27 protein-coding genes and 2 other annotated features are annotated in these 26,419 nt (G+C 42.8%); of the genes, 24 read left to right on the forward strand and 3 right to left on the reverse strand.

What is annotated here, in order from left to right; genetic code table 11:
- Positions 1–46: 46 nt before the first annotated feature.
- From CUU64_RS19605 to CUU64_RS19650, 10 genes are all read left to right on the forward strand, one after another.
- Positions 47–445, forward strand: a complete 399-nt coding sequence (locus CUU64_RS19605) for a cytosolic protein (RefSeq protein ID WP_101635354.1) — start codon at positions 47–49, stop codon at positions 443–445.
- A gap of 174 nt (positions 446–619) precedes the next feature.
- Positions 620–1,081 carry a transcriptional regulator NrdR gene (gene nrdR / locus CUU64_RS19610; protein WP_101635355.1) on the forward strand — a complete coding sequence of 154 codons (462 nt, stop codon included), beginning with the start codon at positions 620–622 and terminating at the stop codon, positions 1,079–1,081.
- 163 nt (positions 1,082–1,244) lie between these two features.
- A complete protein-coding gene (locus CUU64_RS19615; RefSeq protein ID WP_101635356.1) occupies positions 1,245–2,666 on the forward strand; it encodes a replication initiation and membrane attachment family protein in 1,422 nt (473 codons plus the stop codon).
- A 19-nt stretch (positions 2,667–2,685) separates the two neighbouring features.
- Positions 2,686–3,624: a primosomal protein DnaI gene (gene dnaI / locus CUU64_RS19620; RefSeq protein WP_101635357.1), complete on the forward strand. Its 939-nt coding sequence runs from the start codon at positions 2,686–2,688 to the stop codon at positions 3,622–3,624.
- Positions 3,625–3,749: 125 nt separating this feature from the next.
- Entirely contained in the window at positions 3,750–4,604 is an 855-nt protein-coding gene (gene ytxC, locus CUU64_RS19625; protein WP_180954685.1) for a sporulation protein YtxC, read from the forward strand.
- A 117-nt stretch (positions 4,605–4,721) separates the two neighbouring features.
- Positions 4,722–4,966, forward strand: a binding site (T-box leader).
- A 99-nt stretch (positions 4,967–5,065) separates the two neighbouring features.
- A complete protein-coding gene (gene thrS / locus CUU64_RS19630; RefSeq protein WP_101635359.1) occupies positions 5,066–7,003 on the forward strand; it encodes a threonine--tRNA ligase in 1,938 nt (645 codons plus the stop codon).
- A gap of 197 nt (positions 7,004–7,200) precedes the next feature.
- Positions 7,201–7,341, forward strand: a sequence feature (ribosomal protein L20 leader region).
- 116 nt (positions 7,342–7,457) lie between these two features.
- Positions 7,458–7,961 (forward strand): translation initiation factor IF-3, encoded by a 504-nt coding sequence (gene infC / locus CUU64_RS19635; RefSeq protein WP_142383661.1) that lies wholly within the window; start codon positions 7,458–7,460, stop codon positions 7,959–7,961.
- A gap of 22 nt (positions 7,962–7,983) precedes the next feature.
- Positions 7,984–8,184, forward strand: coding sequence for a 50S ribosomal protein L35 (rpmI, locus tag CUU64_RS19640; RefSeq protein WP_101635360.1), 201 nt, complete (start codon positions 7,984–7,986; stop codon positions 8,182–8,184).
- A 36-nt stretch (positions 8,185–8,220) separates the two neighbouring features.
- Positions 8,221–8,580 (forward strand): 50S ribosomal protein L20, encoded by a 360-nt coding sequence (gene rplT / locus CUU64_RS19645; protein WP_101635361.1) that lies wholly within the window; start codon positions 8,221–8,223, stop codon positions 8,578–8,580.
- Positions 8,581–8,687: 107 nt separating this feature from the next.
- Positions 8,688–8,951 carry a DUF1294 domain-containing protein gene (locus tag CUU64_RS19650; protein WP_257985602.1) on the forward strand — a complete coding sequence of 88 codons (264 nt, stop codon included), beginning with the start codon at positions 8,688–8,690 and terminating at the stop codon, positions 8,949–8,951.
- Positions 8,952–8,954: 3 nt separating this feature from the next.
- Here CUU64_RS19650 and CUU64_RS22230 read toward each other — a convergent pair whose 3' ends face one another.
- Complete coding sequence (locus CUU64_RS22230) at positions 8,955–9,122, reverse strand: hypothetical protein (RefSeq protein ID WP_180954686.1); 168 nt, start codon at positions 9,120–9,122, stop codon at positions 8,955–8,957.
- A gap of 66 nt (positions 9,123–9,188) precedes the next feature.
- Here CUU64_RS22230 and CUU64_RS22985 point away from each other — a divergent pair, with 66 nt between their 5' ends.
- From CUU64_RS22985 to CUU64_RS19675, 6 genes are all read left to right on the forward strand, one after another.
- Positions 9,189–9,500: a TVP38/TMEM64 family protein gene (locus tag CUU64_RS22985; protein WP_308302399.1), complete on the forward strand. Its 312-nt coding sequence runs from the start codon at positions 9,189–9,191 to the stop codon at positions 9,498–9,500.
- Positions 9,501–9,757: 257 nt separating this feature from the next.
- Entirely contained in the window at positions 9,758–9,937 is a 180-nt protein-coding gene (locus tag CUU64_RS19660; protein ID WP_101635362.1) for a hypothetical protein, read from the forward strand.
- Between the two features lie 71 nt (positions 9,938–10,008).
- Positions 10,009–10,059 carry a dUTP diphosphatase gene (locus tag CUU64_RS22805; RefSeq protein WP_257985608.1) on the forward strand — a complete coding sequence of 17 codons (51 nt, stop codon included), beginning with the start codon at positions 10,009–10,011 and terminating at the stop codon, positions 10,057–10,059.
- Positions 10,060–10,254: 195 nt separating this feature from the next.
- Positions 10,255–10,365, forward strand: coding sequence for a dUTP diphosphatase (locus tag CUU64_RS22810; protein ID WP_257985603.1), 111 nt, complete (start codon positions 10,255–10,257; stop codon positions 10,363–10,365).
- A gap of 30 nt (positions 10,366–10,395) precedes the next feature.
- Positions 10,396–11,481: a M42 family metallopeptidase gene (locus CUU64_RS19670; RefSeq protein ID WP_101635363.1), complete on the forward strand. Its 1,086-nt coding sequence runs from the start codon at positions 10,396–10,398 to the stop codon at positions 11,479–11,481.
- A 216-nt stretch (positions 11,482–11,697) separates the two neighbouring features.
- Positions 11,698–12,777 carry a YsnF/AvaK domain-containing protein gene (locus tag CUU64_RS19675; RefSeq protein WP_101635364.1) on the forward strand — a complete coding sequence of 360 codons (1,080 nt, stop codon included), beginning with the start codon at positions 11,698–11,700 and terminating at the stop codon, positions 12,775–12,777.
- Positions 12,778–12,810: 33 nt separating this feature from the next.
- On the opposite strand, the gene sspI is transcribed toward CUU64_RS19675, so the two are convergent.
- The gene (sspI, locus tag CUU64_RS19680; RefSeq protein WP_101635365.1) at positions 12,811–13,023 is read right to left on the reverse strand and encodes a small acid-soluble spore protein SspI; all 213 of its coding nucleotides are present in this window, start codon (positions 13,021–13,023) and stop codon (positions 12,811–12,813) included.
- A 123-nt stretch (positions 13,024–13,146) separates the two neighbouring features.
- Here sspI and CUU64_RS19685 point away from each other — a divergent pair, with 123 nt between their 5' ends.
- The 3 genes from CUU64_RS19685 (at position 13,147) to pheT (ending at position 17,906) form a co-directional block, all read left to right on the forward strand.
- On the forward strand, positions 13,147–13,902 hold the full coding sequence (locus CUU64_RS19685; protein ID WP_101635366.1) for a TrmH family RNA methyltransferase: 756 nt from the start codon (positions 13,147–13,149) through the stop codon (positions 13,900–13,902).
- 526 nt (positions 13,903–14,428) lie between these two features.
- Positions 14,429–15,466, forward strand: coding sequence for a phenylalanine--tRNA ligase subunit alpha (gene pheS, locus CUU64_RS19690; protein WP_101635367.1), 1,038 nt, complete (start codon positions 14,429–14,431; stop codon positions 15,464–15,466).
- 25 nt (positions 15,467–15,491) lie between these two features.
- Positions 15,492–17,906 carry a phenylalanine--tRNA ligase subunit beta gene (pheT, locus tag CUU64_RS19695; RefSeq protein WP_101635368.1) on the forward strand — a complete coding sequence of 805 codons (2,415 nt, stop codon included), beginning with the start codon at positions 15,492–15,494 and terminating at the stop codon, positions 17,904–17,906.
- A gap of 54 nt (positions 17,907–17,960) precedes the next feature.
- Here the strand turns inward: pheT and rnhC are convergent, their stop codons facing one another.
- On the reverse strand, positions 17,961–18,926 hold the full coding sequence (gene rnhC / locus CUU64_RS19700) for a ribonuclease HIII (RefSeq protein ID WP_101635369.1): 966 nt from the start codon (positions 18,924–18,926) through the stop codon (positions 17,961–17,963).
- Between the two features lie 148 nt (positions 18,927–19,074).
- On the opposite strand from rnhC, the gene zapA reads away from it, so the two are divergent.
- From zapA to CUU64_RS19725, 5 genes are all read left to right on the forward strand, one after another.
- Complete coding sequence (zapA, locus tag CUU64_RS19705; protein ID WP_101635370.1) at positions 19,075–19,335, forward strand: cell division protein ZapA; 261 nt, start codon at positions 19,075–19,077, stop codon at positions 19,333–19,335.
- A gap of 4 nt (positions 19,336–19,339) precedes the next feature.
- The gene (locus CUU64_RS19710) at positions 19,340–19,882 is read left to right on the forward strand and encodes a CvpA family protein (RefSeq protein ID WP_101635371.1); all 543 of its coding nucleotides are present in this window, start codon (positions 19,340–19,342) and stop codon (positions 19,880–19,882) included.
- Between the two features lie 201 nt (positions 19,883–20,083).
- Positions 20,084–21,802: a DNA polymerase/3'-5' exonuclease PolX gene (gene polX, locus CUU64_RS19715; RefSeq protein WP_101635372.1), complete on the forward strand. Its 1,719-nt coding sequence runs from the start codon at positions 20,084–20,086 to the stop codon at positions 21,800–21,802.
- A 42-nt stretch (positions 21,803–21,844) separates the two neighbouring features.
- A complete protein-coding gene (locus CUU64_RS19720; RefSeq protein ID WP_101635373.1) occupies positions 21,845–24,199 on the forward strand; it encodes an endonuclease MutS2 in 2,355 nt (784 codons plus the stop codon).
- Positions 24,200–24,534: 335 nt separating this feature from the next.
- Positions 24,535–26,232, forward strand: a complete 1,698-nt coding sequence (locus tag CUU64_RS19725; RefSeq protein ID WP_101635374.1) for an AMP-binding protein — start codon at positions 24,535–24,537, stop codon at positions 26,230–26,232.
- The last annotated feature ends 187 nt before the right edge of the window (positions 26,233–26,419 follow it).

Consider the following 26,419-nt stretch of genomic DNA (forward strand, 5'->3'; position numbering starts at 1 on the left):
AAAAGCGTATGTGCTAGTGAATATAAGATCTAGGGAATGATGTTTTTTGGGATTTTTTACAGCTTTAACTTCCAGATACAGCCGCCAGTGTGAAACCAAGGAAAACCACGTGGATGAGCAATTGAGGACGCATTATTACAAAGCAAAAGCCGAGCAGGCGTTGAATGTAATAGAAGAATTGTACAGTGATAAAAAACGATTTACCATTAAATCCGTTTCAAGGGATCGTGGCGAAATTTTTGTTGAATCAAATTCTTCCCCTAAGCTGTCCATTGTAGCGACCTGTATTTCGGTGAAGCCATTTGAAATAGCAGTGGACTTTACCGTTTCAACCGATAATTTATCGCTTACCGGGATATATTCTCAATTAAGGCAACAGGTAACGAGGGCTTATGATACGCTTAACCAATCCTTTACGTATACTGGGTCCGGAAAAAACGCCTAAGTTTAAAACAATCTCAGGATTAGTATTAACCGGAGAGTTATCCACATTGATTACGCCCTTTTTTTTCTTCTTGTGCTGCTCGATGGTTTTTTATAAGATTGATGTATAACACAAGATTCTCTCAGAGTTTTTGCTGGGGGACTTACCTGACCCTGAACACGGAGCTGATAAACTATGAAATGCCCGTCCTGTCAATACAACGGAACGCGGGTATTGGATTCCCGTCCGGTCGATGAAAGCCGGTCCATCCGCCGCAGAAGAGAGTGTGAAGTTTGCGGATACCGATTTACCACATTTGAAAAGGTAGAAGAAATTCCCCTTATCGTTGTGAAAAAAGAAGGTACCCGGGAAGAATTCAGCAGGGACAAAATTTTGCGTGGGTTGATTAGAGCGTGCGAAAAACGGCCGGTTGCATTGAAGGAATTGGAAAATATAACGAATTATGTCGAAAGAGAACTTAGGAATAACGGAATTTCCGAGATTAAGAGCGACTATATCGGCGAAATGGTAATGGACAAGCTTGCTGAAGTGGATGAAGTCGCATATGTTCGGTTTGCCTCCGTATACCGCCAGTTTAAAGATATTAATGTATTCATTGATGAATTGAAGGAATTGATTAATAAAGAAAGAAAGTAGAGCTGAAGAATTAGATGCTTTGGCTCTTTTTTAGCTCTGCGGAATGGCCCGCGGCCAGAATATATTTTCGCTTACCTGTATGATTCAGCAAGGGAACATAAATGTATATACGTGCTTTTCATAGCTTCGCATGGGCAGTTTTTTAAAGAAAGGTTTGAAGAGTATGACAAAGCATTGGCACGAATTGCTCCCTGTAGACAGATATTCCGTTTCGTCGGCAGGGCTGGTCCACGAGTATGACAGAAAAGTAATTACTTTATTATATCAGCCTTTGATTGGTCCGGTTTCCGTCAGTCTGTATATGACCCTTTGGAGTGAATTGGAAGAAAACAGGCTGTGGTCACAGTCCTCCCTCCATTACAATTTGATGAACACGATGGGGCTAAAATTAGGCGATATTTTTCAAGCCAGAACAAAGCTTGAAGGAATCGGGCTTTTGAATGTCTATAAAAAGAAAACGGATGAAGAGAATCAGTTTCTCTATGAATTGCTTCCGCCGCTATCTCCTGAACAGTTTTTTACAGATGGAATGTTGAACATTTATCTGTACAAAAAAGTGGGGAAGGTGCAATTTGGACGGCTGAAAAAGTTTTTTTGCGATGCTGCAGTCCAGGTTGATGAATATAAGCCTGTTACCAAATCATTTACAGAGGTTTTTTCCTCAGATCATCTGGACTCGTTATATGTGACGGATGAAACTATGGAAGAATTGAAGCCTCAACAAAACTACAGGTTCATTGGCAGAGTGTCTGCGAAGGAGCTCGAGGGTTTTCAGAATACGTTCGATTTTGAATTGTTTTTTTCAGGGCTTCAGAATGCTCTTGTACCTAAGAAGGCTTTTACACCTAAGGTGATGGATACAATTGCTAAGCTATCATTTTTGTATGGGATTGATGTATTTCAGATGCAAAAGCTTGTCATGGGCTCTATGGATGCGGATGACCAAATAGATGAGGAAGAACTGCGCAAGGCTGCACGGGATTGGTACCAGATTGAATACCATAGCGGCATGCCCGCGCTAACTGACCGCATGCAACCCGCCATACACCTTACACCAATGGATGGGGAACCGGAAACAAAGGAAGAAATGTATATTCGTCAGCTTGAAACAGTGTCACCACGAGAACGTCTCATCCAGCTGTCAGGGGGTGGCGAGCCTTCAAAGTCTGATCTGCAGATCATTGAAGGGATCATGTTAAATCAAAACCTGAATCCCGGGGTAGTCAATGTCCTCATTGACTATGTTATGATCAAGACAGATATGAAGCTGACAAAAGCCTACTGTGAAAAAATCGCGAGCCATTGGGCGCGTAAAAAAGTCGTTACTGTTAAAGATGCGATGGAACTTGCTAAGAGTGAGCACCGCCAATACCAGTCTTGGGCCACCGGGAAAAAGCAAAATAATACCTCGGCCAGAAAAGCGATCCGTACAGAAATCGTGCCGGACTGGATGAAGGATGAACAGAGTGTAAGATCCGGCGAAAACAAGAAAAACAAGGAAAATAAGGAAAACAAGGAAAATCCGGATGAAACTGATCTTGATGCATGGAAGCGGCAGATGGAGGATAGACTCAATAATCTCTAGATGGGGGTGAAGTGTTCCTATGCAAAAAATCAGCGATGCCTTGAATAAGCTGTCAAATAATAGTGATTTTCAGCGACGCTATGAGCATTTAAGAAATCAAGTCATGAATGATCAACAAATCAGACTTTTTCTAAATGAGAATAGTTCACGCATTACAAAGGAAATGGTAGAAAAAAGCTTAATGAAGCTGTATGAATTCTCGTCGCAAAGCAAAAATTGCAAAGTATGTCCGGGACTTGATGGTTGTATCAATATGATGCAGGGATATCACCCGAAACTTGTAATCCAGGGGAATTCAATCGACTTGCAATATGAAGTTTGTCCACGTAAAAGGATCGATGACCAAAAAAGAACACATGAAAAATTAATCCAGAGCCTGTATATACCAAAAGACATTCTTTCTGCCTCGTTAAGGGATTTCTACCAGAATGGAACAACCGGAGGCCGTAGAGAAGCAATTGAAAAAGCCACTTCATTTGTCGAAGGTTACGTACAGGGCAAGAAGGAAAAAGGGCTTTATTTGTATGGCAGCTTTGGTGTAGGAAAAACATATTTGCTTGGGGCGATAGCCAATAAGCTTGCAGATAAACAAATTTCATCTTTAATTATATATGTCCCTGATTTTATAAGGGAAATCAAATCAGCCATCAGCGATAACACGCTGAATGACAAAATCGATATGGCGAAAAAGGCTCCTATCCTTATGCTCGACGATTTTGGTGCGGAAACGGTTAGCAGTTGGGCGAGGGATGAAGTAATGGGGCCAATTCTCCAATTCCGTATGCTGGAAGACCTTCCAACCTTTTTTACATCCAATTTCGATTTTGACGGCCTGCAAAATCATTTGACCTTTTCCCAACGTGGAGAAAAAGAGGAAGTGAAGGCCGCACGGATTATGGAACGAATTAAATATTTGGCTGAACCGTTGCGGCTTTCGGGTGAAAACCGCCGCCGGTAAAAAAAGAAAGGCGCCTTTATTCGAAAAAGGCGCTTTTTGCTGTGGGAAAACCAGTTAGCTTTGCTTCTAAACCATAAGATAACCCCATATACATATCAATAGGACAGGGTTTAGGGGGGGTATTGTTGGTTTATATCCATTTTCAATCGGAATCGGAAGCACGGAAGCTGCTTGAATACGTTTCTGTCCACCCATTTGGGACAGAACTCGATAAATATATACATTTCAATCCTGAACAAGGTTTATTCATTACGTTAAACGACAATAATTTGCCAAATCTTTCATCTTTATTAAGTGATGTACTTTATTCTTTTTTATTGGAGGATAAACTACCGTCCTGGCTTGAATCGATTTTACGGAATAAATTTTTTTACCGGGAGCAAGAAGAAATAGATGCGATTATTGAGATTGCCTGTTCGATTATAGAGGGGGAAAGGGATGGAGACAGACTCCAAGTGTTTGAACGGGAAAAGCAGGTCATTCATGAAGGGATCCGATCCTTTATTTCCGATAGAATTTCATTTTCATTTGATTCATTTGCAACCTTCCGCCTTAAGTCATTCTATGATTCCCTTATTACCTATGTAGAAGCCGCAATTGATGAATATAAGCTCGAACAGGATTATCAAAGCTTTATCGCTATGCTAAGGGATTTTCTGTATAAGCGCGAGCCGAAAATGGACATTCTCCATCTGCTGCATCATAACGGATTCCATTTTTTTGATGATAGCTATAAAAAACTTGATAAAGGCGAAATTTTAAAGATGATAGACCGTAAATTTCTTGCACAGAACCCGGTTTATATTGACCGGTCGGCCCTTGCGCCGCTTATATCAATTGCGCCTAAGCATCTTTTTCTATACACCGACGTATTAGAAGAAGGACTGGTGCATACCATTACTAGAATTTTTGAAGAAAGAACCATTATCCGGCCTTTGACCGCCTTTGACCGAGTTTCAGCCGTTAAAGAGAAGACTTGACAAGATTAATATACTTCAGACCCGTTTGTATAGCCCTCGACATTTCCGCTAAATAGAGCTTGATTTTAAGTACATAACATTTTATAATACCCTACATACTATAAAACATATTTATGTCAAAAAGTAATGATGAGGACATGGGTATTCTAAAAGCGGTTTCCAGAGAGGGAAGACAGGGCTGAAAGCTTCCCAACACGGTTAGAACACTTACCACCTCTAAACTTCAGCTATGAAAGATTTGGTCGAGTATTGGCTGACGGGACAACTGCCGTTATTAGTTACGAGTGTCATTTTGCTGCGAAGGTGAAATGAAACGAGGGTGGAACCGCGGGTTTAAGATCATTACAAAGCTCGTCCCTGTTTATTACAGGGGCGGGCTTTTTCTATTTTTCAGAAGACTCCTTTGCCCCTGGCAATTGTATTACATCAGATTATTAAAGAAAACAAAGGAGTGAACCTGTATGTCTGACATGATCAAAGTGACTTTTCCTGACGGGGCGGTAAAGGAGTTTCCGAAAGGTACGACAACAGAAGAAATTGCTGCCTCTATCAGCCCAGGATTAAAGAAAAAATCAATAGCAGGAAAATTTAATGGTGTGTTATATGATTTAAAGCGGCCAGTTGAAAGTGATGGCCCGATTGAAATCATCACCCAAGACAGCGGGGAAGCGCTGGAGATCCTGCGCCACAGTACAGCCCACCTTATGGCGCAAGCGATCAAACGCTTATATAAAAACGCGAAATTTGGCGTAGGCCCGGTGATTGAGGGTGGATTCTATTATGATGTTGACCTTGAAGAGTCGCTTACTCCTGAAGACCTGCCGAAAATCGAAAAGGAAATGAAAAAAATTGTTAACGAAAACCTGGATGTGGTCCGGGTTGAAGTTAGCCGTAATGAGGCTGTCGACCGGTTCAAAGAAATTGGTGACGAATATAAGCTGGAATTAATTGAGGCCATTCCGTCTGCTGAACAGGTAACCATATACGAGCAGGGAGAATTTTTTGACCTTTGCCGCGGCATCCATGTGCCATCAACAGGCAAAATCAAAGAATTCAAGTTGATGAGCATCGCCGGCGCCTATTGGAGAGGCGACAGCAACAACAAAATGCTGCAAAGAATTTACGGGACTGCCTTCTTCAAGAAAGAAGATTTAGCTGAACACCTGCGTCTTCTTGAGGAAGCAAAAGAACGTGATCACCGAAAGCTTGGGAAAGAACTAAACCTCTTCACAAGCTCTCAATTAGTTGGGCAGGGAATGCCGTTATGGTTGCCTAAAGGTGCAACAATCCGCCGAGTGATCGAACGCTATATTGTTGATAAAGAAGAACGTTTAGGCTATAACCATGTTTATACACCAATCATGGGAAGTGTTGATCTATATAAAACATCCGGCCACTGGGATCATTATCATGAGGACATGTTTCCTGTCATGGACATGGATAATGAACAGCTTGTCTTGCGCCCGATGAACTGTCCGCACCACATGATGATATACAAAAACAGCATTCACAGCTACCGCGAGCTTCCAATCCGGATTGCCGAGCTTGGGACCATGCACCGCTATGAAATGTCAGGGGCTCTTTCCGGCCTGCAGCGTGTACGAGGCATGACCTTGAATGATGCCCATATCTTTGTTCGCCCTGACCAGATCAAGGAAGAGTTCAAGCGCGTTGTGAACCTTATACTTGCTGTATATAAAGACTTTAACATAAGTGACTATTCTTTCCGCCTGTCTTACCGTGACCCGCAGGATACTGAAAAGTACTTTGATGACGATGCGATGTGGGAAAAAGCTCAGGGTATGCTTAAGGGAGCAATGGATGAACTTGGCCTTGATTATTTCGAGGCAGAGGGTGAAGCGGCATTCTATGGTCCAAAGCTTGATGTACAGGTACGTACAGCATTAGGAAAAGACGAAACTCTTTCAACGGTCCAACTTGATTTCTTATTGCCTGAACGCTTTGATTTAAGTTATGTAGGGGAAGATGGAAAACCTCACCGCCCGGTCGTTATCCACCGCGGAGTTGTATCGACAATGGAACGTTTTGTCGCATTCTTGATTGAAGAATATAAAGGTGCTTTCCCAACATGGCTTGCACCTGTCCAAGTTCAGGTTATCCCGGTATCCCCTGAGGTCCATCTGAATTATGCAAAGGAAGTCCAGGAAAAGCTCCAGGCTGAAGGATTCCGTGTCGAACTTGACCAGCGGGATGAAAAAATTGGCTATAAGATTCGTGAAGCACAAATGCAGAAGATTCCTTATATGCTTGTGGTTGGAGACAATGAAATCCAAGAGGGCAGTGTCAATGTCCGTAAATATGGAGAACAAAAATCAGAAACGATTTCATTTGAAGAGTTTATGAGTTCTCTTACAGAAGAAGTTAAATTAAATAAATAACCATAAAGAGGGGGGCATCCAATAAAATGGGTGTCTCCTTTATTTTGGGAGAAAAATATATGTCAAAAAACATGAAAAAGATATTGCAAATCCTTTTTAATTTTGATAATATAATTTTTGTTGTGAAAAACAATTAATATGTTTGACATGCATTCGTGGTTATGATATATTTTGTTAGGTGAATTGAATACGTGTTTAAGGAAAAGAAGAAGCACCCGCTTCTCACCTGGTTGACGCTCATAAATTGCAGTTGGCAGGTCCATGATTTGATTATTTGGATTTATTCTACTTAGTCTATTATGTGTGGGTGTTTAAGGCATCCACACTTTTTTATTGCTTAAATGATTAGTGCAGCCGATATCATGGTGAGTAAGTTTGGATGATGTACTGCAGAAATTTTCCCCAACGTGTATTCGTTAAATAACCTTGGAGGTGGCTAACTATTAGCAAAGACATGATGGTAAACGAGGGTATCCGTGCCCGTGAACTTCGTCTAATTGACCAAAACGGCGAACAGCTGGGAATTAAAACGAAATTCGAGGCACTCGATATTGCCGCTCGTGCAAATCTTGATTTAGTTGTAGTTGCTGCAAACGCAAAGCCTCCGGTAGCCCGTATCATGGACTACGGAAAATTCCGTTTTGAGCAGCAAAAGAAAGACAAAGAATCACGCAAGAACCAAAAGATCATTAGTTTGAAAGAGGTTCGATTGAGCCCGACAATTGATGAACATGATTTCAATACAAAGCTTCGCAATGCGATCAAGTTCCTTGAAAAAGGGGATAAAGTGAAAGCTTCCATCCGCTTCAAAGGGCGCGCGATCACGCATAAAGAAATCGGCCAGCGCGTATTGGACCGTTTTTCCGAAGCATGTAAAGAAGTAGCGACAATTGAAACCCATCCAAAAATGGATGGCCGCAGCATGTTCTTGATTCTAGCACCGAAAAACGACAAGTAATCGTAATGAGGAGGAATACCTTATGCCTAAAATGAAAACTCACCGCGGAGCTGCAAAGCGCTTCAAGAAAACTGGATCTGGCAAGCTTAAGCGTTCACACGCATACACTAGCCACTTATTTGCAAACAAATCCACTAAAGCTAAGCGCAAGCTTCGCAAAGCAAGCCTTGTAAGCAAAGGCGACTTCAAACGCATTCGCCACTTGTTAGACAATATTAAGTAATATCGACTTCATCGATTTATATAGGAGGGAAACAACATGCCACGTGTAAAAGGCGGTACTGTTACTCGCAAACGTCGTAAAAAAGTTCTTAAATTAGCTAAAGGTTATTATGGTTCCAAACATACATTATATAAAGTTGCCAACCAGCAGGTAATGAAATCCTTGCAATATGCATTCCGCGATCGTCGCCAGAAAAAGCGCGACTTCCGCAAGCTGTGGATCACTCGTATCAACGCAGCTGCTCGTATCAACGGTCTTTCTTACAGCCGTTTAATGCATGGTTTGAAGCTTGCAGGCATCGATGTAAACCGTAAAATGCTAGCTGAACTTGCAATTGCTGATGAGCAAGCATTTGCGCAATTGGCTACTGCAGCTAAACAACAATTAGATAAATAAGATAAGCGAAGGCGCGCGTAAGGCGCCGGAACTTAACTTGTTAAAAAGCCATTCTCGAGTCGTTTGAGGATGGCTTTTTACATATATCTAGGGAAAGGAAGATCAGTGTGCCATCTTTACTCATGCTATATTTATTTATTATCAATCTGATTGCTTTTATAACGATGAAACGAGATAAGGACAAAGCGATAAAACAGCAATATCGAATCAGTGAAAACACGCTCTGGCTGCTGGCGGTCCTTGGCGGGGCCATAGGCGCAACAGCGGGAATGTTCCAGTTCCGCCATAAGACCAGGCACCTCAGTTTTAGAATCGGCTTTCCTTTACTGATGATGATTCAGCTGGTTTTGGTGATTTATTTGCTTACCTGAGAGTCAGGGAAGGGAAATATCCCTCATCGGGGGATGAAAGACATTTTCAAGTAGTTGAGAAGGAAAAATGTCCCCCATCAGGGATGTGAGGTCATTTTCAAACGCAACTTCACATCTGTCTTCGCCTTTATATAGCTCGCCAAACTGCGAGTTTTCAATTCTAACCGTCATATATGCTTCTGCTGCTGTATATGCTTGTAATAGCTTCTAGCGGCGGCATCATAGAGGAGGAATACCATGAATGAAGAGCTTTCATTTCTACTGGGAGTCATTGGAGCGGGAAGCGTGTTCGCACCATTCATTTTCATCCTGTTTCATCTGTTGAGGCAATTCTTATTTATTCCGGTTGCAGTTGTTTGCGTAGCTGGCGGTATTCTTTTCGGACCCACTGCCGGGACAGTGTATTCGATTATGGGCCTGACTTTGGCAAGCTTCATATTTTTCTTTATGATCAATAGGTTTCCAAAGATGCTGGAACGTCTTTTGAACCTAAAAAACTGTTTGGAAATCGAAATCTCAATGTTCCACAAATTACTATACTGCGTTTAATTCCATTTATCCATTATCATTTGTTGTCCCTTTGTTTAATGGAAAACAAGAAGGGATTTAAAGATTACGCATACTATTCATTTTTAACGAACATTCCTCTTGCTTTTTTTTATACGGTGTTTGGCAGTTATATTTCCGCATTTAGTCCATCAATGGCGTTAATTCTTGTGGTTTCTTTGTCAGTCTTGATTTATCTGTTAAGGGAAAAATATACCGTGATAACATGGAGAGAATTTTTCCAGGCAGGGGAATAGAATATGAACGCTTGGAATTTGAAAAATCCAAGCGTTTTTTATTGCCTTAATAGAATGCTTTTTGCTAACGTTTTCTATAGGTACCAGATGTTTGTTATAATTTCAGGAGAGAAAATAAAGGTAGTGAATGAATGGAGATTGCAAAACATTGCAAATGCAGGCGGCGCTACAATGGCACAATGAAACAGGCCATGGTTTAGAGAAAGAGAGGATCTTGTAAAAAAAATCTAGCTCTTTTGGTCGAATTGGGAGAATTGGCGAATGAAACTAGATGTTATAAATTTTGGAGTGTAAAAGGGCCTTAAGCTGAAGAAACTATCCTTGAGGAATATGTAGACGGCATCCACTTTTTTTCTCGCTAGGCATTGCTCGGAAATAGTCGTGTTCTGGGAGCCGGCAGAACGCGTCTAAAAGATTTGACCGGACAATTTCTGGTTCAAAATGATGCAATCAACAGGTACAGAATGGAATAAACACATGAGGAGTATCGCAGGTTGTTCATGGAAGACATAAATGTTGGCGGCATGCTTGGATTTTCCGCCAGCCAGGTGGAAGCAGCATATCTTCAAAAAAATAAAGTGAATTTTCAAAGACAAGAACAAGGTTTTTAATGATCATTATATTTAAAGGAGGCATTATTGATGGCTGATATGGATAAAACGCTAACAATGCTGAAGGACCTAACAGATGCAAAGGGCATCCCTGGCAATGAAGGGGAAGTAAGAAAAGTAATGAAGGAATACATAACGCCATATGCTGATGAGATCACGACAGACGGATTAGGGAGCTTGATTGCTCGAAAAACAGGCCAAGAAAATGGCCCGAAGATTCTTTTAACCGGGCATCTCGATGAAGTTGGATTTATGGTCACCCAAATTGACGAGAAAGGCTTTTTGCGTTTTCAGCCTGTAGGTGGATGGTGGTCGCAGGTTATGCTTGCGCAACGGGTTACTGTTGTCACCAAAAAAGGTGATGTCACAGGTGTTATTGGGTCTAAGCCACCACATATCCTGTCACCGGAAGCAAGGAAAAAGCCGGTTGAAATCAAGGAAATGTTTATTGATATTGGAGCGTCTTCAAGGGAGGAAGCACAAGATTGGGGGGTACGCCCTGGGGATATGGTTGTCCCGTATTTCGAGTTCACTGTCATGAATAATGAAAAAATGCTGCTAGCTAAAGCGTGGGATAACCGGATTGGCTGCGCTATCGTGATTGATGTTTTAAAGCAATTACATGGAACGGACCATCCTAATATCGTATATGGTGTGGGTGCGGTACAGGAAGAAGTCGGCCTCCGCGGCTCACGGACTTCAACCTTTAAAATCAAGCCTGATATCGGTTTTGCTCTCGACGTGGGTATTGCGGGCGATACACCGGGTGTTACGGAGCGAGAAGCGCTTGGCAAAATGGGGAAAGGCCCGCAAGTCGTAATTTATGATGCTTCTATGGTCGCCCACAAAGGGTTGAGGGATTTTGTGACCGATGTTGCAGATGAACATAATATTCCTTACCAATACGAATCGATTCCAGGTGGCGGAACCGATGCAGGCTCCATCCATGTATCGGATGGGGGAGTGCCGGCACTTGCAATAACGATCGCCACCCGTTATATTCATTCCCATGCCGCCATGCTTCATCGAGATGATTATGAAAACACGGTGAAGTTAATCGTCGAAGTAATTAAGAAACTTGACCGGCAGGCTGTAGATAAAATTATTTTTGAATAATATGGGTATGAGGGCTTCCTGATTTATGAAGGAAGCCCTTTTTTATGCGTTGTCCCAAATATGACGGTATTTACATGGAAAAAATTTCTTGAATAATAATCGGTAAAAATTACTATTGACTTTATCATGTTTGATCCCCCCTTTTTCGTTTAGATGCCTCACCAGCGGGTATATTTTGTACATAACGGCAAATAAAAACTGAAGGAGGAGTTATAAATGGAAAAGACAGTATATGGAGTATTCGATTCCACCCCAGAGGTTATCCAGGCGATCAATGCCCTAAAAGCAAAAGGATATGAGGGAAATGACATTACCGTTATTGCAGACAGAGAAGAAAAACTTGAGTTTGCGGATTACACGGATACAAAAGATGTAAATACAGTGGCCAATACGCCACAAGACGAATCATTCATGGATAAGGTTATGAGATTTTTTATGAATGAAGGGACTTACGGGCTAGAAGACCGATTATCGGCTGCCGGCTTGTCTGACACCGAGACGGCTGGTTATGTAAATGATGTAGAGAATGGCAAAATCTTAGTATTGCTTGATTCGGAGAAAGAAGAAAATGTCCGTGAGCAAATGTTTGAAGGTGATCTTGAACGTGATCAGCTTCGTACGGAGAGAATGGATGTCACTGGCTTGAATTCAGGTATTGCAGGAGTTAGCACCTCAGGTGTAACAAATAATCCTGATCCAAACATCTTTCCTGACGGTACCGCAGGAGTACAGGAAACAACTGGTGATCTAGTATCCGGTACAAATGCAGGACACTTATCAACCGGAAGATTGGATAACGATCTAGCGTATGCCGATCGGGATAATGAACGCTATTCAACTCTAGAAACTGGAACAGCGGACGAAATGTTAACGGATGAAGAAAAAACATTACGCCTGCGTGAAGAACAGCTTGAGATCGACAAACAGGAAGTCCAATCTGGTGAGGTTGTTATCAATAAAGAAGTAAAAGAAGAACAGAGGACGGTAAATGTACCTGTGGAACACGAAGAAGTATATGTAGAGCGCCGTCCTGTGAGGGATAGAGAATTGGATGCCAAAGATGCTGGTCCTATCACCGATGGGGAAACGATCCGTATCCCAGTGGTGGAAGAACAAGTAGAAGTGACGAAAAGACCGGTAGTAACCGATGAAGTGGTTATTGGCAAGAGAACCGTACAGGAAACTCAAAAAGTTCAGGATACCATCAGAAAAGAAGAAGTTCAGCTGGATAAGGATGGAAACCCACTTGTCCATGATGATCAATTAAAAAACAGAATCGACACTGACAAATTATAAAGGTAACTCTCAAAAAGCAATAGCCAATAATGGCTATTGCTTTTTTACACCATTTTCCAAAGATTGGAGCATCTCGTTTTTTTCATGGTCGGACGAGTTTTGCCAAATCACTTCGAACAAAACGCCAAGGCCTGGCAGCATCTTTTCCTCACCGCTTTGGATGGCGTCCACGATCGTATCCTCTAGTTCTTGCTGGGTGTTGCCAGAAATATTCTGCATGATCGCGTGCCGAAGATTCAAATTCATTCTTCATTCCTCCCGTAAAATCAAGATTGCTCACATGATTATATTGCACCTGCTGTCGTGTATTATGTAATGGATTTACGTTATAATAGGAAAATCAGGCAATGAATGAAGGAGAGTCGGGTAGTGAATTATATTGAAAGTGCGAAAAATCCCAAGGTGAAACAATGGAAGAAACTGTTGACGAAAAAAGAGCGGGATAAGACAGGCAAATTCCTTATAGAAGGGTTTCATCTGGTAGAAGAAGCCTTAAAAGAGAAAAACCTTGTCCAACAGGTTATCCTCAGCCAAGAAGTAGAGGTTCCCCTACGGTTCAAACTTGATGGTATTGAAGTTATTCATGCAGCTAATGATGTATTGAATGCGATTAGCGATACAGAAACACCCCAAGGGATCGTCGCAATCTGTGGCCAAAAGCAGGTGGATATTAATGAGAGCAATCCTGCCAGATTGTTGTTAATAGATGCTGTCCAGGATCCAGGCAATATTGGAACGATGATTCGTACAGCAGATGCGGCCGGTATGGATGCTGTGATATTAGGGGAAGGCTGTGCAGACCTTTATAACCCTAAAACTATTCGTTCTACCCAGGGGAGCGTGTTCCACTTGCCTATATTGAAAAGGAATTTGGCTGAAACAATTGACTGGTTAATTACCAGGGATATTCCTGTATATGGGACTGCACTGGATGGTGGCGTATCATTTGAAGAAACCGAAAAATCAGAAGCCTTTGCTTTACTAGTTGGCAATGAAGGGCAAGGTGTCAGCAAAGACCTTCTTTCTAAGGCGACCAAAAACCTTTATATCCCGATTTACGGTAAAAGTGAATCATTAAACGTGGGGATTGCGGCCGGCATTTTGATGTATCATTTGCGGAAATAGGAACGATTTGGCATACAGGTTGGTATAATAGGAAAATGAGTTTGAAAATGGCTGAAAAGTATACTATAATTAAACATAAATTTTATAAGTAAAAGACTTTGACAGAGAAGAGTAGCTTAAGGTATTCCGTACCAGGGAAAAAATGCCCCAGACTGAAAGCATTTTTACGGCGCTCCATAAGTGAATTCACCTCTCGAGTCGGCATCGGGAGATTTGTTGGCAAATCGAAAGATGCATCGGTATACGCTACCGTTATCCGTTTGAGTGGGCACAATTTTTAAAAGCATTGCTTTTTAACTTTTAAGCTGTCTAGCTGCAGCGCCAGCCCCTCGAGGTCATAAGGCACCCCTCTCCGGAGGGCAGGCCCTCCTACGAGGGTGCCTTATGCTTGTCGGGGCTGAGCGAGGCGCTTCCGCTTTTATAATGTGCCAATAAGGGTGGTACCGCGATACATAAACCTCGTCCCTTTTTTGGGATCGGGGTTTTTTTGCGTTTATAATTCATTTGTTTCAAGGAGGAATAGAACATGCAGGAACGTCTACAAGAATTGCAGCAGGAAGCGCTGCAAAAAATTGCGGAAGCTTCTGATTTAAAAGCCCTGAATGATATTCGCGTCGCTTATCTAGGAAAAAAGGGGCCTATCACGGAGGTACTTCGTGGAATGGGTAAGCTTTCCGCTGAAGAAAGGCCTAAAATTGGGGCTTTGGCAAACGAAATCCGCGAATCGATTGCTGCTGGCATCGAAGAAAAGCAAAACAAATTGGAGGCAGCGGCAGTGAATGAAAAGCTTGCGGCCGAAACAATTGACGTTACTTTACCCGGCCGCCCGGTGAAAAAAGGGAATCATCATCCATTGACAAGAATCATTGAGGAGATCGAGGACTTGTTTATCGGAATGGGGTACTCCATCGCCGAAGGCCCAGAGGTCGAAACGGATTATTATAATTTTGAAGCATTGAATCTGCCTAAGGGCCATCCAGCACGCGATATGCAGGATTCGTTCTATATTACGGAAGAGATTTTAATGCGTACTCACACTTCTCCCGTACAGGCCAGGACAATGGAAAAGCATGGAGGAAAAGGGCCAGTGAAGATCATTTGCCCGGGCAAAGTATACCGTCGTGATAATGATGATGCAACACACTCCCATCAATTCATGCAAATAGAAGGACTAGTGGTCGACGAAAACATTCGTATGAGTGACCTCAAGGGAACACTTGAAGTGTTCGCAAAAAAAATGTTTGGCACTGACAGGGAAATCCGGCTTCGTCCAAGCTTCTTCCCGTTTACAGAACCCTCTGTAGAAATGGATATATCTTGTAAAATTTGTGGAGGGGCTGGGTGCAGCGTTTGTAAAGGCACCGGCTGGATTGAAATTTTGGGTGCGGGGATGGTTCATCCGAACGTGTTGGAGATGGCCGGTTATGATTCTAAGAAATATTCTGGATTTGCTTTCGGAATGGGGCCAGAGCGAATTGCCATGCTGAAGTATGGTATAGATGACATACGGCATTTTTATACAAATGACATTCGTTTCCTAACACAATTTCACCGACATGAATAATAAGTAATTTTAAGGAGGACCAAACATGTTTGTTTCCTATAAATGGCTACAGGATTATGTGAACCTGTCAGGCGTGACCGCTGATGAACTTGCAGAAAAAATCACAAAAAGCGGCATTGAGGTTGAAGGGGTACAAAAGAAAAGCGAGGGCATTAAAGGTGTTGTTATCGGCCATGTATTAGAACGTGAACAACATCCAAATGCTGATAAACTAAATAAGTGCCTGGTCGATATAGGACAGGAAAATCCCGTCCAAATCATTTGTGGCGCACGAAATGTAGATAAAGGCCAGAAGGTTGCGGTTGCGACTGTTGGAGCCGTGCTGCCAGGAAATTTCAAGATCAAAAAGGCGAAGCTACGCGGCGAAGAATCAAATGGGATGATTTGTTCGCTTCAAGAGCTTGGTATAGAAGCAAAGCTTGTTGCGAAGGAATTTTCGACAGGTATTTATGTCTTCCCTGATGAAGCAAATGTTGGAGAAGATGCACTTGAATATCTAGGCCTGAACGATGAGGTGTTAGAACTAGGCCTTACTCCGAACAGAGCCGACTGCCTAAGTATGCTTGGTGTATCCTATGAAGTGGCTGCCATCCTCGGCCGGGATGTCAAATGGCCTAAAGCTGATTCGGGGAATTCTGACGAAAAAGCCTCTACCTACATCTCTGTAAAAGTAGAGGCAAAGGAAGACAACCCGCTTTATGTAGCCAAAGTTATCAAAGACGTTAAGATCGGGCCGTCTCCGTTATGGATGCAGGCACGGCTTATGGCTAGTGGAGTTCGTCCGCACAATAACATTGTTGATATCACCAACTACATCATGCTTGAATATGGGCAGCCGTTACATGCGTTTGACTACGAGCGTATCGGTACGAAGGAGATTCTGGTCCGGAAGGCAAATGATGGTGAAACAATTACCACCTTGGATGACGCGGAAAGGACATTATCAATCGACCATTTGGTCATAACAAACGGCAAAGAGCCAATTGCGCTTGCCGGTGTTATGGGAGGGGCAAATTCTGAGGTTGGAAACGACACAACTACCGTTGTGCTTGAATCCGCTTATTTTGCAGGAGCGGTTGTCAGAAAGGCTTCCAAAGACCATGGCCTTCGCAGTGAGGCTAGTGCACGTTATGAAAAAGGAATTGATCCAAATCGCGTGAGAAAAGCAGCTGAGCGGGCTGCCGATTTAATGGCAGAGTATGCGGGCGGAACCGTTTTAGCTGGTTCTGTTGAAGTAGATACCTTAACTATTGAACCTGCGGTTATATCCATTACACTGGATAAAATCAATGTGCTTCTTGGTACAAATTTAACCGTTTCAGATGTTGAGGACATCTTTAAAAGACTGCAATTCGAGGTTTCTACAAACAATGGAGAGTTTACTGTTACTGTTCCAACACGCCGGGGCGATATTACCATCGAAGCCGACCTTGTTGAGGAAGTAGCACGCCTATACGGCTATGATTACTTACCAACAACATTACCAGTCGGAGCTTCCATTCCAGGCCAGCTAACCGCTTACCAGCAGAAACGCCGCCAGGTTCGCAGAGTTCTTGAAGGAGCAGGCCTATATCAGGCTGTTACGTACTCATTGACAAGTGAAGAGAAAGCTGCACAGTTTTCGCTAGAAAAGCGAGATGCCATCCGGCTTGCGATGCCAATGAGCGAAGAGCGCAGCCAGCTTCGTTTAAGCATTGTGCCGCAGCTTTTGGAAGTGCTTAAATATAATACGGCCCGCCAAAATGACTCCATTGCTCTTTATGAAATCGGTTCAGTTTTCTTAAAGAACGATGCAGCCGATCTTCCGGATGAAAAGGAGCATTTAGCAGGAGCAATCACAGGATTATGGGAGGCACACCCATGGCAGGGAGAGAAAAAGCCGGTTGACTTTTTCGTGGCAAAAGGGGTACTTGAGTCTGTTTTTGATACATTGGGCTTCAGGGACAATATTGAATACCGCCGAGCACAAATTTCGGATATGCACCCTGGACGTACTGCCGAAATTCTGTTGAACGGAGAAATGATTGGGTTTATCGGCCAGGTCCATCCAACGATGCAAAAGGCTCTGGACCTGAAAGAAACCTATGTTTTCGAGCTGTCATTTAAAGCGCTGGCCGGCGTAGAACCAGAACCTATTCATTACGAACCAATTCCTCGTTTCCCATCTATCACGCGAGACATCGCGCTGGTAGTAGACAAGGAGACTGTTGCCGGTGATATTCAGAAAGTAATCACTGAGGCTGGAGGCAAACTGCTGAAAGAAGTGGGGGTCTTTGACCTATATGAAGGTGAACGGATGGAACCTGGCAAAAAATCAATTGCCTTTTCATTAAAATACTTTGATCCGGAACGGACACTCACTGACGAAGAAGTAACAAAAGCACATAATAAAGTTTTGGCGGCCGTGGAGGAAAAAACGGGAGCCCAATTGCGCGGATAAAATCAATACAATGCACAAATGCCCGGATGTTCATAGCATCCGGGCATTTGGCGTTTAAAGCCTTTTATACTTTTTCCCAAAAATGGCTTTTGCCTTTTCCGTATTGGCAAAGTGCAGCTTCGTATATTGCTGTAATGCTGACATTCCTTGTTCTTGGATCAAACGTGCTGCTGCTTGGTCAACCGCAGGGCCTGCTCCCTTAGGAATCGTAAAACCTGCGTTTTCACTTAATTTTTCAAAATGCTTTACAAATGCATATCGTGCTAATATGGATGCTGCTGCCACCGCAACATGTATTCCCTCAGCTTTAGTGCTTAAATATATAGGCTTTGCTTGAAACAGCTCCTGGCCCTTTAAGTAGTTGAAGAAAACTGCAGGCTGGGCAAATTGGTCAATCAGCACACCCTCAGGGGTCTCAGGCAGAATTTTCGCGAGCACATGCTTTATCGCCTGATTATGGAGCAATGCCTTCATTTTGCCCTGGGACATCCCTTTAGCTTGCATGCTATTGTATTTAGGGTTATCACAAGTAAGCAGGCTAAAGGGCACAATATGTTTTATTTGGCTTGCAATTTGTGTGATTTGAGTGTCAGTCAGGTTTTTTGAGTCCTTGACGCCCAGCTCCTTTAATAGTGGGATATGTTCCTTTTTTGCATAAACTGCGACAACTGTTATCGGCCCAAAATAATCGCCGGTACCTACCTCATCAGATCCTACTATGGACAGAGAGCCGATATTTTCAGGCGGTGCATAGCTGTGTGTTTTCAAAGATGGTTTGTTGGCTTGTTTCTTGGGGGAGGCCTTAGGTCCCTCTGCCTCACTAGACCACTTTGCAGCCTCTTTTTGCGATGCAGCTCCCTGAAACAATACTTTTCCGGATTTATAGGCAGTAATTGTGCAATTTGCAGGCTTTGCGGCAAAGATTCCTCCGGGTGGGGTTTTTTCCGCCAAATGGGCGGAATAATGAATTTTCATCGATTCTATTTTTTCTGGGCTAAGAATGAGAACTACATTGGACATACAAAAACTCCTTATTTCCCTTTTAAGGTTGGTTAAAAATTACAAAAAAGTGGATTTATGCCGATTGAAACGGATCCTCTGGCTTTCATGCTGAAAAAGTTCGTGATATGATATAGATTAGGATTCTTTAGATTGGGGGCATATCATCTTGTCAGGCGAGAACAAAACGAAAATTACCGTAGATATATATGGACAACAATATACCATCATGGGTGCTGAAAGCTCCAGCCATATTCGCCTGGTCGCATCCATGGTCGACGATAAAATGAGAGAGATAAGCTCCAAGAATCCGCAGTTGGATACCAGCAAACTGGCTGTTCTTACAGCTGTAAATGCTGTCCATGATTATCTGAAACTAAAAGACGAAATGGATCAGCTTCAACTTGAATTAAAGAATGTAAAGGACTGAGTGCATGCTTGATCTGGCAATTCTAGCCATCCTTTTAATCGGTTTCCTGGTCGGATTAAGGCGGGGCTTCATTCTTCAGGTCATACACATTACCGGCTTCGTCGTAGCTTTCATTGCTGCTTATCTATATTATGATGATCTAGCCCCGAAGCTTAAGCTATGGATTCCTTTCCCATCGCTTGGAGAGGCGGGAGCCTTCAAATCATTTTTCGATGGAACCGGATTGGATATGGCTTATTACAATGCCATTGCTTTCGCAATCATATTCTTTTCTGCAAAAATAATCTGGCAAATGATTGGATCAATGCTTGACTTCATTGCCCATCTGCCGATCCTTAAAAGCTTGAATCGATGGGGCGGTGGCATACTGGGTTTCCTGGAAGTCTATCTAATCATCTTTATTGTATTATACATTGCAGCCCTCCTGCCAGTTGAATCGGTTCAAGGGCCGATGAATGATTCATTTCTAGCAGAAGGTATGGTGAAAAATACACCGTTTTTATCGGGGAAGGTAAAAGAACTGTGGTTCCAATATACAGCTTCTTGAGTTTGGGAAACAGGGTCTCTCTCTTTATCCAAGGATTTCGCACATTGACAAAGCTCAAGTGCCGTTCCAGGATCGGGGAGCGGCCCTGTTTTAATGCACGATAACTGAAAACCCCAATGGGTTTTTGGGCTCTAAACACAGTGGAATACTCATAATTGAAGTCTCATATACAAAACGATAATAATTGGCAGGTGAACGAAAATGGCTGTTAATAAGAAAGATATAATCAAGCTGCTCGAACTTATTGCAATATATATGGAATTGAAAGGGGAAAATCCGTTTAAGGTTTCCGCGTTTCGGAAGGCTGCTGCTGCGCTGGAGACAGATGACAGAAGTTTGGCCGAAATTGATGACTTTACAGCTTTAAATGGAATCGGCAAAGGAACCGCTGCGGTGATTGTGGAGTACATTCATGAAGGAAAATCAACTGTCCTGGAGGAATTGCAGGATGAGGTGCCAAAAGGCTTAATCCCGCTGCTGCAGCTTCAAGGTTTGGGTGGGAAAAAGATTGCGAAGCTTCATAAAGAACTTCATATAAATGATATAAATGATTTAAAGCTAGCATGTGAAGATGGAAGAGTGAGGGATCTTGCAGGCTTTGGGAAAAAAACCGAAGAAAAAATTCTCGCTGCGATTAAAGAAGCTGGTTCGAGGCCGGACAGGCTTCCGCTTGCATTCATGCTGCCGATTGCGGACGATATAGAGGCCCGGCTTGGAAATATGGAGCATATTATCCGTTATTCACGTGCAGGAAGCATTCGCCGTATGAAAGAAACCATTAAAGACCTGGACTTCATCATTTCTGCAAGCAACCCGGAATTAGTAAAGGATCAGTTGCTTTCATTGCCGGGAATTAGGCAGGTAATTGCGGCTGGGGATACAAAAGTTTCTGTCACACTTGGTTATGACTATGATGTATCCGTGGACTTCCGTATTGTCCAGGACAAAGAATTCATTACGACTTTGCATCATTTTACGGGCTCTAAGGACCATAATGTAAGGATGCGGCAGCTTGCCAAGGATAAAGGGGAAAAAATCAGTGAATATGGGGTCGAGGTTATCGAATCAGGCGAAATTCTCAACTTTGACAGTGAGGAAGCCTTTTTTGCCCATTTCGGGCTACCGTTCATACCTCCTGAGGTGCGCGAGGATGGAACAGAGGTGGATGATTTTAAGCAGCCCGAGGAACTGATTTCTTTAACCAGGATTCATGGTGATTTGCATATGCATACAACCTGGAGTGACGGTGCCCATACAATTGAAGAAATGATTGACGCGTGCAGAGCAAAAGGGTATAAATACATGGCAATTACGGACCATTCCCAGTATTTGAAAGTGGCAAATGGGCTTACTGCTGAGAGATTGCGCGAACAAAAAGAAATCATTCATAGGTTAAATGAAAGGTATGATGACATTACGATTCTATCGGGAATTGAGATGGATATCCTGCCAGACGGCTCCCTTGATTTTGATGATGAACTTCTTGCAGAATTAGACATTGTAATTGCATCGATCCATTCTAGCTTTTCACAGCCCAAAGAAACTATAATGGAACGCCTTAAGAACGCCCTGGAAAATCCGAATGTCGACATTATTGCCCATCCTACGGGAAGAGTAATAGGAAGGCGCCCTGGATATCAGGTGGATATGGATGATTTGATTAAACTCGCCAGAGAAACGGATACGGCGCTTGAGCTTAATGCCAATCCAAACCGCTTGGACCTAGCCGCCCCTTACTTGCGACAGGCACAGGAAGCAGGCGTGAAAATTGTTATCAATACAGATGCCCATAGCATAGACATGCTAGATGATATGCCAATTGGTGTATCTGCAGCAAAAAAAGGCTGGATCAGGCAAGACTCCGTGCTGAACGCTAGGGATACGAAAGGCCTGCTAAGCTACCTAAAAAGAAATGAATGACAACAAAAGACAAAAGCTAAGTAAGGAGGATAAAAACACTCCATGAATGATAAAGTGTTACGAACTTTAGAGTTTGACAAAATAAAAGAAAAACTTCAATTTTTTGCATCATCGGCAATTGGGAAGGAGAAAGCTTCCCAATTACTCCCTTCCCCAAATTTTGAAGAAGTAGTGCGATGGCAGGAGGAAACGGATGAAGCTGCAAAAGTCATCCGGTTGAAAGGAAATGTGCCCCTAGGCGGCATTTTTGACATTCGCCCGCATGCGAAGAGGGCACAAATCGGTGGAATGCTAAGCCCGCAGGAATTGATGGAGATTGCAAGCACGATTCGCGCGGGGCGGATTTTAACCCGCTTTTTTGATGAACTGAATGAAGAATGGCATAAGCTGGATATGCTCAATGAATATATTAATGGGCTTGTACCGCTTAAGGAATTGCAGCAAACCATTACCTTTGCGGTTGGGGATCATGGGGAAGTACTTGATTCGGCAAGCGAGAAGCTGAGGGCTCTCAGAAACCAGTTGAGGACAAATGAAAGCAGGGTTCGCGAGAAATTGGAAACCATGATCCGCTCTTCCAATGCCCAAAAAATGCTGTCTGATGCCATCATAACCATTCGTAATGACCGATTTGTTATTCCTGTAAAACAGGAGTATCGAAGTGTGTACGGCGGAATTATACACGACCAATCATCTTCTGGACAAACGTTGTTCATAGAACCACAGGCAGTTGTCCAGTTAAATAATGTTTTGCAGGAAACAAGAGTGAAAGAACAGCAAGAAATTGAAAGAATTTTAATTGAATTGTCTGGGGCAGTCGGCGAACATACCCATGAGCTTCTTGAAAATGTAAAAATACTTGCCCAGCTTGATTTCATTTTTGCAAAGGCTGTATATGCGAAAGAGATTAAGGCGTCCAAACCCCAACTAAACAACGAGGGAAGGGTGAAGCTGTTTAAAGCAAAACATCCTTTGATTCCCCAGGATAAAGTTGTGCCTAACGATATCTATCTTGGGGAGGAATTCACAACTATAGTCATCACGGGACCTAACACAGGCGGTAAAACGGTTACGTTAAAAACGATCGGGCTATGTACCTTGATGGCTCAATCCGGTTTACAAATTCCGGCATTGGATGGTTCAGAAACAGCTGTCTTCAAATCCATATTTGCAGATATCGGCGATGAGCAGTCAATTGAGCAAAGCTTAAGTACGTTTTCATCTCATATGGTAAACATTGTGGATATACTGAAACATGTTGACGGCGGCAGTCTGGTGCTGTTTGACGAGCTAGGTGCCGGAACGGATCCCCAGGAAGGAGCGGCACTTGCCATTTCCATTCTCGATGAAGTTTACGGCAGAGGAGCAAGGGTTATTGCCACTACTCATTACCCGGAACTGAAGGCTTACGGCTATGACCGAAGCGGAGTCATTAACGCTAGTGTCGAATTTGATGTTGAATCACTTAGACCAACTTACAAGCTATTGATCGGCGTTCCGGGCCGCAGCAACGCGTTTGAAATATCGAAACGCTTAGGGCTAAGGGAAACAGTTATCGAACGCGCACGGAGCCATGTTGGAGCTGATACGAATCAAGTGGAAAAAATGATTGCCTCACTGGAAGAAAGCAGGCGACAGGCAGAAAAGGACAGGCTGGAGGCAGCCGATTACTTGAAACAAGCCGAAAAGCTGCATAAGGATCTTCAAAAGCAGGTCATGGAATATTACGAAGAGAAAGATGCTATGATCGAGAAGGCTGAAGGCAAAGCCGCTGAAATAGTAGAGAAAGCGAAAGAACAAGCGGAAACGGTCATCTCTGAGTTGAGAAAAATGCGCATAGAGAAGAGTGCCGAAGTAAAAGAACATGAATTAATTGAGGCAAGAAAACGCTTGGAAGAAGCAGCTCCTGCCCAGAGAAAAACAAAGAAGCCAAATGCAGCGAGTAACGACCACATATTAAAGCCTGGTGATGAGGTTAAGGTTGTATCCTTTAACCAAAAGGGACACCTTATTGCGAAAGTATCAGATAAAGAATGGCAGGTTCAAATCGGAATCATGAAGATGAAAGTGAAGGAATCCGATTTAGAATTTGTCGCTGCTCCAAAGCAAAAAGAAGTGAAACACCTTGCAACTGTCAGGGGTAAGGATTACCATGTAAGCTTAGAACTCGACCTCCGCGGGGAGCGCTATGAAAATGCCCTATCACGCGTAGAAAAATATATAGATGATGCATTGCTTGCTGCTTATCCTCGCGTTTCGATCATACATGGTAAAGGAACCGGCGCCCTTAGACAGGGGGTTCAAGAATATTTAAAAAACCATCGATCTGTCAAACGCATAAGGTTCGGGGAAGCAAGCGAAGGTGGAACAGGTGTAACGGTTGTGGAATTTAAGTAAGCCTGTTAATAAAGGGGAGAACTTTTTTGGAGAAACTCGCAAAGGTCTTACTGGTATTGTGCGGCGTTTTTATGCTTGTCGGATTAATTTATTTGTTTTTTCAATAGATCTTTTTACAGCCGGTTTATTTGCCGGCTGTTTTTTTTAGAGCAGAACATTTCTCCACGTAATGCAACGCTTGCGTTACCCGCATCCTTACAAAACTGTCACTTTGTTTCGTGCGATGTCACGCTGCCAAGCTGTGGGTCTTTTAGGACATTTTGTCACATACAGCCCGATATAATATAATAATAAAGAAGTTTGAATTATTAATTAATTTACTAAGGAGGGTCAAGATGAGCAATAGACCATGGCTGGACCTGTATCCGCCCCAAATTCCAGCTTCGTTATCTTACGAAGAAAAACCGTTGCATTCCTATTTAAAGGAATCGGCCCGTGAGTTTCCCAACAATGTGTCCATTCATTTTATGGGTAAGGACGTGACATTTAAGGAAGTATACGAATCTTCACTTAAGCTGGCAGTCTATTTAAAAAATTTGGGTATACAAAAAGGCGATCGGGTTGCAATCATGCTTCCGAATATACCTCCTGCAGTCATCGGTTATTTTGGAATTTTAATGGCTGGCGGTACCGTAGTCCAAACGAATCCGACATACACGGAACGCGAGCTCGAATACCAATTAAAGGATTCTGGCGCAAGAGCAATTTTAACGATGGATTTATTATTTCCTAGGGTATCTAATGTTGCGCCGGCTACAGAAATTGAACATATTATTGTAACCGCTATCAAAGACTATCTTCCATTTCCAAAAAACCTCATCTATCCGTTCATCCAGAAAAAGGAGTATGGTCTCGTCGTAAACGTTGAGCACTCCGGTAACCATCATCTATTGAAAGAGATATTAAAACGCAGCGTTCCAGAAGAACTGAACATCCCTATGGATTTTGAAAATGACCTTGCTCTTCTTCAGTACACTGGGGGAACCACTGGATTTCCGAAGGGTGTTATGCTAACCCACAGGAATTTATTGGCCAATGCGAAAATGAGTGAGGCGTGGTTATACAAGAGCAAAAGAGGGCAAGAAAGTGTCCTTGGTATCCTTCCTTTTTTTCATGTATATGGTATGACAACGGTTATGATCTCTTCCATATTGCAGGGGCATAAAATGATTTTATTGCCAAAATTCGACCCGGCTACCACCTTGAAAACGATTCAAAAAATGCGTCCGACGATGTTCCCGGGTGCGCCGACTATTTATATCGGCTTATTGAACCATCCGGACCTCGCAAAATATGATTTATCTTCGATTGAAGCTTGTGTTAGTGGCTCTGCTCCATTGCCGGTAGAAATACAGGAAAGATTTGAGCAGGTTACGGGAGGGAAATTAGTTGAAGGTTATGGACTTTCGGAAACATCTCCTGTCACACATTCAAATTTTGTCTGGGACCACCCGCGAATGAAGGGAAGCATTGGTGTTCCGTGGCCAGATACAGATGCGGTGATATTATCCCTTGAGACTGGCGAACCGATTTCTCCGGGCGAAATTGGGGAAATTGCGATCAAAGGCCCTCAAGTCATGAAAGGTTATTGGAACCGTCCGGGTGAAACGGAGCAAACGTTGAAAAATGGCTGGCTTCTGACTGGTGATCTCGGGTATATGGATGAAAAAGGCTTCTTCTATGTAGTAGACCGCAAGAAAGATACCATTATCGCAGGTGGGTTCAATATTTACCCTAGGGAAGTGGAAGAAGTGCTTTATGAACATGAAGCAATACAGGAAGTGGTCGTTGCGGGTGTGCCCGATCCATACCGGGGAGAGACTGTAAAAGCATACATCGTTCTAAAAGAAGGAGCGAAGGTAACTGATGAAGATCTGGATAAATTTTCAAGAAAACATCTGGCTTCCTACAAAGTACCAAGATTATATGAATTCAGGAATGAACTGCCGAAAACAACAGTAGGAAAGATCCTAAGAAGGGTGCTTGTTGAAGAGGAAGCGAAAAAATTATCAGATGATATTAAGGAAGCATAGCCTGGCTTTTATAAATAATGCATATTTTTTTCAGCAGAAACTGGACAACCTGCATAGGAAGAAAATACAATAACAATGAGAGACAAAATATTCACCGGATATGCACAGTTTTTTCTTGACAGTACAGGAACGGCAATCTATGATGAGGATATGAATGATGGTTCATTCATTTTCTCTGAAAGGGGAA

It is taken from the genome of Bacillus sp. V5-8f, from assembly GCF_002863565.1.
Lineage (GTDB): Bacteria > Bacillota > Bacilli > Bacillales > DSM-1321 > Peribacillus.